At 33.7% G+C, this 9,659-nt stretch carries 8 protein-coding genes; 2 read left to right on the top strand and 6 right to left on the bottom strand.

All coding sequences use genetic code 11. The annotated features are described in order from the left end of the window. Positions 1–668: 668 nt before the first annotated feature. The 5 genes from J7604_RS25190 to J7604_RS25170 form a co-directional block, all read right to left on the bottom strand. Positions 669–2,039, bottom strand: a complete 1,371-nt coding sequence (locus J7604_RS25190) for a hypothetical protein (protein WP_293902722.1) — start codon at positions 2,037–2,039, stop codon at positions 669–671. A gap of 819 nt (positions 2,040–2,858) precedes the next feature. Continuing rightward, positions 2,859–3,284 carry a VOC family protein gene (locus J7604_RS25185; protein ID WP_293902719.1) on the bottom strand — a complete coding sequence of 142 codons (426 nt, stop codon included), beginning with the start codon at positions 3,282–3,284 and terminating at the stop codon, positions 2,859–2,861. A gap of 175 nt (positions 3,285–3,459) precedes the next feature. Then, positions 3,460–5,067 (bottom strand): FAD-binding protein, encoded by a 1,608-nt coding sequence (locus tag J7604_RS25180; RefSeq protein WP_293902716.1) that lies wholly within the window; start codon positions 5,065–5,067, stop codon positions 3,460–3,462. 27 nt (positions 5,068–5,094) lie between these two features. Continuing rightward, positions 5,095–5,364 (bottom strand): hypothetical protein, encoded by a 270-nt coding sequence (locus tag J7604_RS25175; protein WP_293902713.1) that lies wholly within the window; start codon positions 5,362–5,364, stop codon positions 5,095–5,097. A 437-nt stretch (positions 5,365–5,801) separates the two neighbouring features. Next, positions 5,802–6,758 (bottom strand): T9SS type A sorting domain-containing protein, encoded by a 957-nt coding sequence (locus J7604_RS25170; RefSeq protein WP_293902710.1) that lies wholly within the window; start codon positions 6,756–6,758, stop codon positions 5,802–5,804. Positions 6,759–7,475: 717 nt separating this feature from the next. On the opposite strand from J7604_RS25170, the gene J7604_RS25165 reads away from it, so the two are divergent. Further along, entirely contained in the window at positions 7,476–7,700 is a 225-nt protein-coding gene (locus J7604_RS25165) for a hypothetical protein (protein WP_293902707.1), read from the top strand. 77 nt (positions 7,701–7,777) lie between these two features. Further along, a complete protein-coding gene (locus tag J7604_RS25160) occupies positions 7,778–7,996 on the top strand; it encodes a hypothetical protein (RefSeq protein ID WP_293902705.1) in 219 nt (72 codons plus the stop codon). Between the two features lie 310 nt (positions 7,997–8,306). Here J7604_RS25160 and J7604_RS25155 read toward each other — a convergent pair whose 3' ends face one another. Beyond that, on the bottom strand, positions 8,307–9,500 hold the full coding sequence (locus tag J7604_RS25155; protein ID WP_293902703.1) for a YCF48-related protein: 1,194 nt from the start codon (positions 9,498–9,500) through the stop codon (positions 8,307–8,309). Positions 9,501–9,659: the final 159 nt, after the last annotated feature.

Here is a 9,659-nt window from a genome sequence, read left to right as displayed (position 1 = left end):
AGCTGTCCTATTTTTGGGGAGGGGTACACTATCAAGGGACAGGCCACTGAAGAGGCATACATCATTCATGAAGATATCTAATAAAATAATTATCAACGGAAACTGGACTGGTCTCCTCTGAATTATAAATAATAAGTATCCACTGTTTATACAACACAAAAACTTTCTGCTTAAAAATTATTTCATTTTCTTTTTGTATTTCAAGTTGATGAATTCCTGGATAAGATATATTTGTTTAGTTATTGGAATTATATTTTGATAAAGCTCCTCTTCCCATTCTATTTCAGAACTCCAGCAATTAATTTTAAACTTTAATTTGACAGCTTTATTTTCATTAAAACTTTCGTTTAATAAGAAAAATACAACAGGAGGCTTTATATAAAAAGAGGAATATCGCTAAAGATATAAAACTTATGAAAATAAAAATTTTATTCATTAAGATATAGATTCTGTCTTGTAGGCCAAAAGCCAGGATTCAGATTCAGACATAGAAAGGAGTTAAAACTACTTATGAAAACCGCAAGTTAATAGACTTCCTTTCATTTGCAGCACATGTCACAGACCTGTATCTGTCAGGGCAATCACAAATCGCTTCTTCAAATCTTAGAAAGAGGCCGCCTCTATCTCCGCTCCGGCCACAGAGAATCTAATTTCAACAAAATTATCAATCAATCGAATTTAACCTTTTTATAAACATTTATCGTATCCTTAAAAAGGAAATACTTCTTGTCCATATCATTATATTTATAAACTCCTCCTTGTATACAAAATACTTGAGGTGAGGAATTTACCCAGTCAAAATCATATTCTCCGGCAAAAACAATAGAGGCCGTGCTTTTATTTTCAATCGTAGATAATAACCAAAACTCTAATGCACTGGACCACCCCATCTTTAAAAGATCCATAGGAACTTTTTTCTGATTTACTATCATCTTTTCATTATTATTCCCTTTTAAAAAAGATCTGTACCAATCTAATCTTTTGGAGTAAATCCTCTCGGTAATAAGTATTCTTCCTATGCAAGTGACTATAATTAAGGATAGTAAAAGAGTGCTATATTTTGTTTTTAATATAGGCATAATGTCATATGATAGTGGAAATGCTATAAAAATAGCCAGGATAGAGTATTGTGGTTCCAGATAAAATTGTTCTGCACCTCTAAAATAGCATACATTAATAAACAAAGTAAACCCAATAATGGACAGGGTAAAAAAACCTAATTTTAAGTATTCCTTTTTTAAGATATAAGAAATGATAATCCAAACTGAAAATATGAATAGAAAAAAATAGTCCTTGAATAACCACTCTGCAAAAATTCTATGAAACTTAAGATCAAAATAATTAGGAAATAGATCGATCAAGTTATTTGCAGCATTCATAGCATTAGTATCATATGATGTTTTAAAAACCGATATTTTTATAAAATAAATAACTATATAGCTAACCCCTATGCTTAGCAACCAATTGCCACTGGTTCTGTGTTGCAGGAATAAGAAAATAAGCCCAAATATCAAAACAAACGGAAGTAAAGGGTAGAAGAAAACTATGGTAATCAAAGCAATCGGAGAAAAAGCATAAAATAAATTAGATATAAATCCCTTTTTTATCTGAAGTTCTATTGAGGCCAGATAAATTAGCGTAAAGACAGCACCTTGTACAAGTTCGCATTGAATCCAAAAGAAGGAATGAGTTGTTATTAGAGTGTTAAATAATAAAATAACAATGGCAATCTTTGGATTGTCTAATACAAACCATGTAAATAAAAAGGAACCAAAATAAAATACTATAAAACTTATTGAATAAAGAATTGCCACAGATTGCAAGGATACTCCGAGATGAATTCCTATCAAAGGAAATAATTGTGTAATAGCTGCCCCGAATCTATTCACCTGAATTGCTAAAGCTTTATTTTGAACTACTTGAAATAATTGAAAGGCGGCATCCCAAATTATTATTCTTTGTTTAAAAAATACGACTGCAAATATTAAAAAAACAAAATAGGCTATTATGCTAATTGTGAGTATTGATTTATTCTTCATTGGTAATGTGTATTCTGAAATTTTTTTCTGCTAATAATCCTTCCTAACTAAAGTTTATTTGACTTCCTGCCACAAATGTAAGTATTTTTTTGCAAGCTATAGGCCAATAAACTCAACTTCTAACCATACCTTTTTCCCAATCATTATTAAAAATGGGCAGTAAAAAATTACTGCCCATTTTTAATAAATACTTTTTCTTGTCCTACTCCCATCCTCTATTTTTAGATTAATAAAAATTTCAGCTTCTTTCAGACTTATCATACCCTTATGTGCTACCCATGTCGAAAAACGCAGCTATCCCACGAATCCCTATTCAGAAGGGTCAATGCTGTTCGTATATTCTCATGCCCAACAATTAAGTCATCGCTGTTAACATATTCAGTAATAACTTTGGTCAGTCACTAAAGTATCCTAGATGATACTAGTCTTCATAAAACTTTATTGTTTTTTCAGGAGGCTTTGCTAAAAAAATCAGTACTCAATTTCAGATAGCTAAAATGACTTATAAAAGTCCAGATTTGTAAATATTCTTATACAAATCTTTTTAGTATTCCAATTGAATAGTTAAGGATTATCCATAGTTTTGACACAACTCTATATATCAAAAAAACTTGACAGATCATATTGTCAAGCCATAACACGTGACTTTAGAAAGAAATCACATCCACAATCATCTAATGGGGATTTCATTATGAATTGCTTTAAAAAGGAATTCTCAATAGCTATTGCGTTATAATAAATTTTAATTGCTATAAAAAAAGAGTGGCCTGTCAGGCGACAGGCCACAGTAGTGATTATTAGACGCTCGTTATTTTTCGTTTATGCTTTTGGGTCAAATTCCACAATCCATTCAATACCGTATTTATCTCTAAACATTCCAAAATATGAACTCCCATTATTGTCTTCAAGAGGAACTTCAATATTACCACCTGCTGAAAGCCCATGAAATAATTTGTCAGCTTCTTCACGACTTTCGGCACTTACAGATATCTTAGATCTGTTTTCATTTTCATTAACTTTTCCCATAAACTCGGGAACGTCATTGCCAATTAAAACGTTTTTGCCTATTGCTAAAGCAATGTGCATTAACTTATTTGCCTCATTTTCTGGCACTGGATATTCAGCGCTTGCTATATCTTTGAAGCGTATAATCTTTGTGAATTCTCCGCCAAATACAGATTTATAAAATGTAAATGCTTCTTCTGCATTTCCGTTGAAGTTAATGTGGGGATTTATAACTGCCATGATTATTATTTTTTACTACTAAAGGTACCGTTTTACTACAAAATGAATAGGGTATAAAAACGACAAAAAATAGGTTTTCTGCGTCATTACGCTCCTTTACAATGAGGCCTGAAAATCTCTTCTACTTCTCTGCCGATAACTAGAGCCTTATCTCAGACAAAGATACAACTCAAATTTAAACAATCGCATCAGGATCTTTATCCAACCCGATTCTTTCAAGAAATTTATTATTAAAAACCCTCATTGATGCCCCTAAAAGAGATTTTCTAATCTTCAGCCATTTATTAATCCTCTCCTCCCCATACATCTTTCTAACCATCTCAGGTGTCATATTGTAATTAAGTTTTCCCCAGTGTAAAGTAAACTGTACTCCTAGTTCATCCAGTTTCTGACAGGTATTGATAAAAAAGGCTCTGGTGATTTTAGAATCCATACCATCTAACTCCATCACACAGCTCTTTTCAAATCTTGTAAATCCTAATAATGCCTTTGTACCTTTTACAAATCTAAAACCTATGGCTCCACTGAAAGGGTTTTCTTTATTGAGTTTTATAACTGCTTCAAGTACTTTGGAAGTGTGCTCTGAATCTATACAGATTGCAAAGCTTGCAAGTTTTCCTCTGTATGCAGTATTTCTGAACGTCTCCCCTACCGTGCCCGTAAGCGTATCAGTAACAGCATAAGCAAGTGGAAACAATTTATTGACAAGAGGAGGAATAATATGATCTGCTAGAGCCCCTGCAGCATCAAGTACTTTTTGAATTAGTCCCAACGTATCGTCACCATAAAAAAAGCCATTCTCATCTCTTGGGATTTTAGTATAATTTGTCCTATATGGCAATTTATACATCAGACGTAGGTATACGCCTTTCTTATCGCTATCCGGTTCAAAGCTATGAGGATTTACCACAACGTCGAGATGATATATCTGAGGCTGATCCGCGCTCTGTGGATAAGGTAACCGTGAAGCAATCCCTGAAAAGTCTCTTTGATTGATGAGCTTTTTAACGGCATCAGCATAAGGCACATTAGGAATTTTGTGCTGCTCAAGAAGAAATATGGGTTCGACTTCAAGCAATACTCCATGAATAAATCCAAAGCTTCCGAAACTCACAACTGCGGCATTAAATGCATCATCGTCCCTTATAAGTTCTGCTCCAAGCCATTGAATAAAATTATCAGAAGCTATAGGATTTGAACTTCTTTCCAGCCACACATGAGTGTCAGGCCCTGTAATAATATGAAGCCCTACTATGGTATCATGTACAGCCCCCAGATTAAAAGCACCTCCGTGGGTACCTGTAGAGGTAGCTCCGGCAATGGTCTGACCGTTACTGTTTCCTGAAGCTTTGAGCGACCGTTTTGGATTACTTTCTTTTTCCAGCTTTTCATTCAGATCAAGTATACTGACTCCGCATTGGGTAAAAAAGAGGTTCTCCGGTTTCTTTCCTTGATCAAGCCATGCCTCATCTATGAATGATTTTCCCATATTGAATGTAAGTCTTAGTGACTTGGTATCTATTACCCCCCCTTCTGATATGGCCACATCAGAGAAAGACCATCCGCTCCCCATGGCTCTCAGCTGAATGTTATTCTGCAACGCGTATTTGATAAGCCATTGAAAATTTGCTGTGGTAGCCCTGTATTTGGCAGTGCTATCCGGTGCAGATTCAGGCAGACGTAGTTTAAAACTTGCATGCTTTTTAAAAGTATGGGTAAAGTTCTGATGTATATTTTCCCACTTTCCCAATTCTAGAGGCTCAATTCCTTCTGGTAAACTCATCTTGATCAATGTTTTCGTAAAAAAAAATTACTCTCCCAATTGTTCGGTTGGTATGGATTTAGGATTACAGGTCCATTCGACCTTAAGTGGCACTGCAATGCCAAGAGTTACTGCCGATATCAATATAAAGCCTATATTGGTCTTTACTGTTACGCTTGTCATTGACCCGGATTCACATTTGGGATTGATATCTTTAGTCTGCACAAGCCCCCAAGCATAAGTCCAGGCTGTTTTCCTATTGGCTGGATTGTTTACCATTGTATCACTGTCATACTTTGATACAATCCTTGTAGTCATGCAGCTTTGTAAGGTCAAAGAGATAGTCAGCAATGTGACCATGAACAAAGACCTGTTACTCCGATAAGAAAATAAATAATTGCTCATAGATGAATATTTAATGCTTATAAAAACTCAGGTCTAATATAAAGGACAAAATAATGAAAATCAAAAAGTTAATCCACGCAATTGAATCGCAATACAAATGCAAATGTGCTTTGTCCAAAAAAGTATCTTAAATTTCTAAACAGATGCCTCTATTACAGATTGTACTCGCTCACGAACTACAGACACGAGGCCAGAAGCTATAAGATATATTTAATTTCTAACCCTGCCTGAAACCCACTAGATGAAAAAAGAGGCGAACCATCAGTAAAAAAAAAGGTCCGGATTGCAAATCCAAACCTGCAATTGGTGTTGTTATAATTTAATAAATGGATTTTTGAAATGTTAGTATATTATTTTATTATTTTTCCCTGGTAATAATTTGAATCATCATCTGAAGCTTGTAATATATATAGACCAGTAGGTAATTCTGATGTTTCAATTAAAAGATCTGAAGTTCCGGTTTTATCAAAAATCTTTATACCATTGGTATTAAAAACCAATACTTTAAAAGGTTTATTTAAGCTGGACATCAATTTAAAATTTCCATCATTAAGTCTTGTCAGATAAAATTCTGATCCTGTATTAACTTTATTCCTGGTTGAAGTGACTTCAAAACATTTGTCTGCAAATAAGTTATCCTGACTAGCTTCAAGATCGATACCACTACTCCCTGAAGCAAGAACTCCTTCAAATGTTGTCTCGCCTATAGTAGCACATTTTAACAGTATACTTTCCTCAAACCAATGACCTATTTGTGGTTTAATGCCACCTCCGGTAAAACCAATTCCATCTACGTAGGCAAGTATATTATTTTGAATATGGAAATTACGTCTCTTTATATCCCCGTAAACAGCTGTATCGACACTGGTTATAATCTCTTTTTTATTATAAAATATTTGATCCTCTGAAAATATTATAGTATCCCCTTTTTCTGTTCCAGTAAAATAGAAACTTATCTTTTCCTTAGATTCCTTTGTGTCATAATAAAACAAAGTATCACCATTCTGTCTGAAGTAACTTTTTGTATTTTCAATAACCGTAATCATCTTGTTTGATACATCAGATTCATATTTCAAGTATTTAAATTTATGAAATGCATTGAAATACTTCTTGCCTGATATTAGTGTATCATCAATAGAAATTTGGTAAGAATCAACATTGGTATTGATATTATTTCTAATATCTATAAAGGAATGTTCGGAAACCCACGTATTCTCTATATTTAGAAGTGGTAAAAGTGGTGATTGAGCAACCACAAGTGATTTAAATGCAAAAATTGCCAATGCAGAAAGTAATGTTTTTTTCATATTCTTAAAAAGTTTAAAGGGTATTGGCCCATAATGGTGTTCAGCCTATGTCCTAGAAATAAGGATTATATTTTTGTTTCAGGCTCCTACCAATAAAAGTAAAGTAAATATAACACCAATATTCCAAGTTTCCAATGGTCCTCGGTGTGCAGAAAATGAAAGATGGTACTTAAACAAAACCATTCAATGCTGTATAAAAGATGGATGTGAGCCTTCTCTACTCCCAACCGTGTATTTGTACTATAACCATCAACCTAACGATGTTTAATTAAATTATAACCATCTATATTGTTCATTCTGAGATTCATCAACCTGCCAGACAAATTTCATTCTATTGGAAAGGTCAAATATTTCGCAGCTCAACATGAGAGAGTAATCATTCTTCGTTTATTCGTCGGACTGCGTCTGCACTGGACCAATTCCTTGATAATTGTATATTCATGGCCTCCACTGGTGGGCAACAATTTTCCTTTTGCTAAAACTTCCATATACTGAGTTAATATTTAAAATTATTGATTATTAAAATAGGTTTTCCATAGATCCTGTAGTATAAAAATTTAATTATTATAATAAAGAATAGCCTGTCAGGAAGGCCATGATAAGCAGTCATGAGAGATATTAATTCATTTTTAGCATAATTTTATCTCGTAACCAAAAGAACTTCCTATATTTGATTAAAAAGAATCAGAAAAGATCATGAAGAACACGTCATCTCTAATGAAGAGAAAATTGCTCAACCTACTGATTGCAGTACTTTTTGGATACTCATTATACTTTTTATATTTATTGGTAAAATTACTTATTACTTTATATGAAAACAGAGATCGGGTGCAATTCAATATGAGTATTGCTAAACAGCTTGTTATTGAATTAGTAATGATTGTATTAACCGCTTCTTTCGGTTATATAATTTTCAGGATAAGACAAAATATAAAGAAATAAGAAGGTATATCCTTCCTAAAGAACAATATATCAGTAGATGAGAAAAAAATCCTCATTATACAGTTTTATATAATGACGTGGAAATCTCTATCATTTGTTTTTCTAAGATTTATGAAGATGCCTCTACTCCCAAAGAAAACCTTTGCGAAATCATGACATGCTCAGAGGCAGATGTAATTGCCCATTTATTCCCGGCAGAGAATTACCTGTCTCTTGCTTCTACAATGATCCCAAAGCTTTCGATAGCACATCACAGGATGAAAGATACAGTGAAAGATGCAAACAGATTGCAATAGAAAACCTTTATATTTTTTCGCTGTTAAGAAGTTAAAATAGGTGGTTATTTTATTATTCTTCAAGTATAAAAAAAGCCGGCTTCTTTTTGCCAGCTATTTTTGAAGACTAACATGAATTTTAATTTGTCTGCCCTTTGAAACCGCAAGTCAATAGGCTTGTTCTCATTTTAGGCTGAAGTCAAAATAGCCCGAAAACGGCTTTACTCAATAGACATCTTAAATTTTTAAATAAATCATTCATCACAGATGATAGTCTCTATAAGCAAGAGCCGGATAGTTCCTAAGATTATCGAAACTTAAGGCAAAGTTTTTACTGCACAACAACCCTTTTTACGTCATATCTGTTACTTTCATCACTGACCTTTATAAAGTAATTTCCTTTAAGATTTAGTGAACTGACATCGAAAGACAATGAGTTTTGATCAATTGCTGTTTGGTAGACTTCCTGCCCGAAAGTATTTAATATTGTCAACTTTAAGTCAGATCCACTCAAATCAAGCTTTTCAATTGAAAATTGTCCATTTGAAGGATTAGGATATAGTTTAAACAATTCTGTTTTTTCAATTTTTGAATTGATAGCTGTAATTATTTGTAATTTAAAAACACCCCCATCAAAACCTACGGCATATCCTTCTGAATTGGACAGCATTTGAAAATCAATTATAGATGATGAAAAACCAGTCATGTCCGAAAAACTTTTTCCATCGTTGTAGGAAACTGAAAGATCTCCACTCCGAAGATATAATATACTGCCTACTATTTGTATTTTAGCTCCACTTGAACCATTGGTAATAGCTGTCCAGTGTGCACCACCATCAGTTGTTTTAAGAATCTCAGATACGGCAAGTGCATATCCGATGCTGGTGGTAGTAAAGAATACATTATTAAAATGCTCACTTGTCGGTTGTGCAATTTGTGACCATGATTTTCCACCGTTAACAGTTTTAAAAATCTTGCCGCCCGAATTAGTGACAGCGTAACCAATATTAGACTTTGGAAAGGGGAAATGTATAGCAGAAATAGCAGCGCCTCCGAATGCATTATTGGGGTAATGCGTCCAGGTTTTACCGCCATTAAAAGAATAAGACACGTCATCACCATTGCTTGAATTGAATGCAAATGCTGTATCTGCATTTTTGATATAAATATCTCCAATGCCATCAAGTGCAGTGTTTATTTTTGTCCAATTCTCTCCACCGTCTGTTGTTCTGAAACCTTCAGAAGAAGCATCTGTTGAAAGTATACCAATTTGCTTATTTGCAAACCTGATTGTGCGAATTGAGTTGGTTGTATTGATATTCGGGGTTTTCCAGGTTTTACCTCCATCTTTTGTTTTCAAAAGTGTTGTTGTCACTCCTGCCGATCCTCCGACAAATCCAGTATCACTATTAATAAAAAAAACTGTAGTTAAAGTTTCGGTGGTCCCGGTCGTTAATCGAGTCCATTGAGCTAATAGATTAAATGAACTAAATAATATTAAAACCATCAAATAATATACTTTCATTCTCTTTATTTTTATGTTATCCTACTCATAAGGCTTTTCGGTGTCGCCCCGTTTTTACAAAGGTTTCTGAACTCCTCATGTATAAAAACTATATTTTAAAAGACTAAATTAGCTTACTTATTTACTCTCTTTTATATTTCAATTGCACTTAACTAAAAG

Origin of the sequence: Sporocytophaga sp. (genome assembly GCF_017745095.1) — a bacterium.
Taxonomy (GTDB): Bacteria; Bacteroidota; Bacteroidia; order Cytophagales; family Cytophagaceae; genus Sporocytophaga.
The sequence above is the reverse complement of the archived record's forward strand: the minus strand, read 5'-3'. Positions and strand labels throughout refer to the sequence as shown.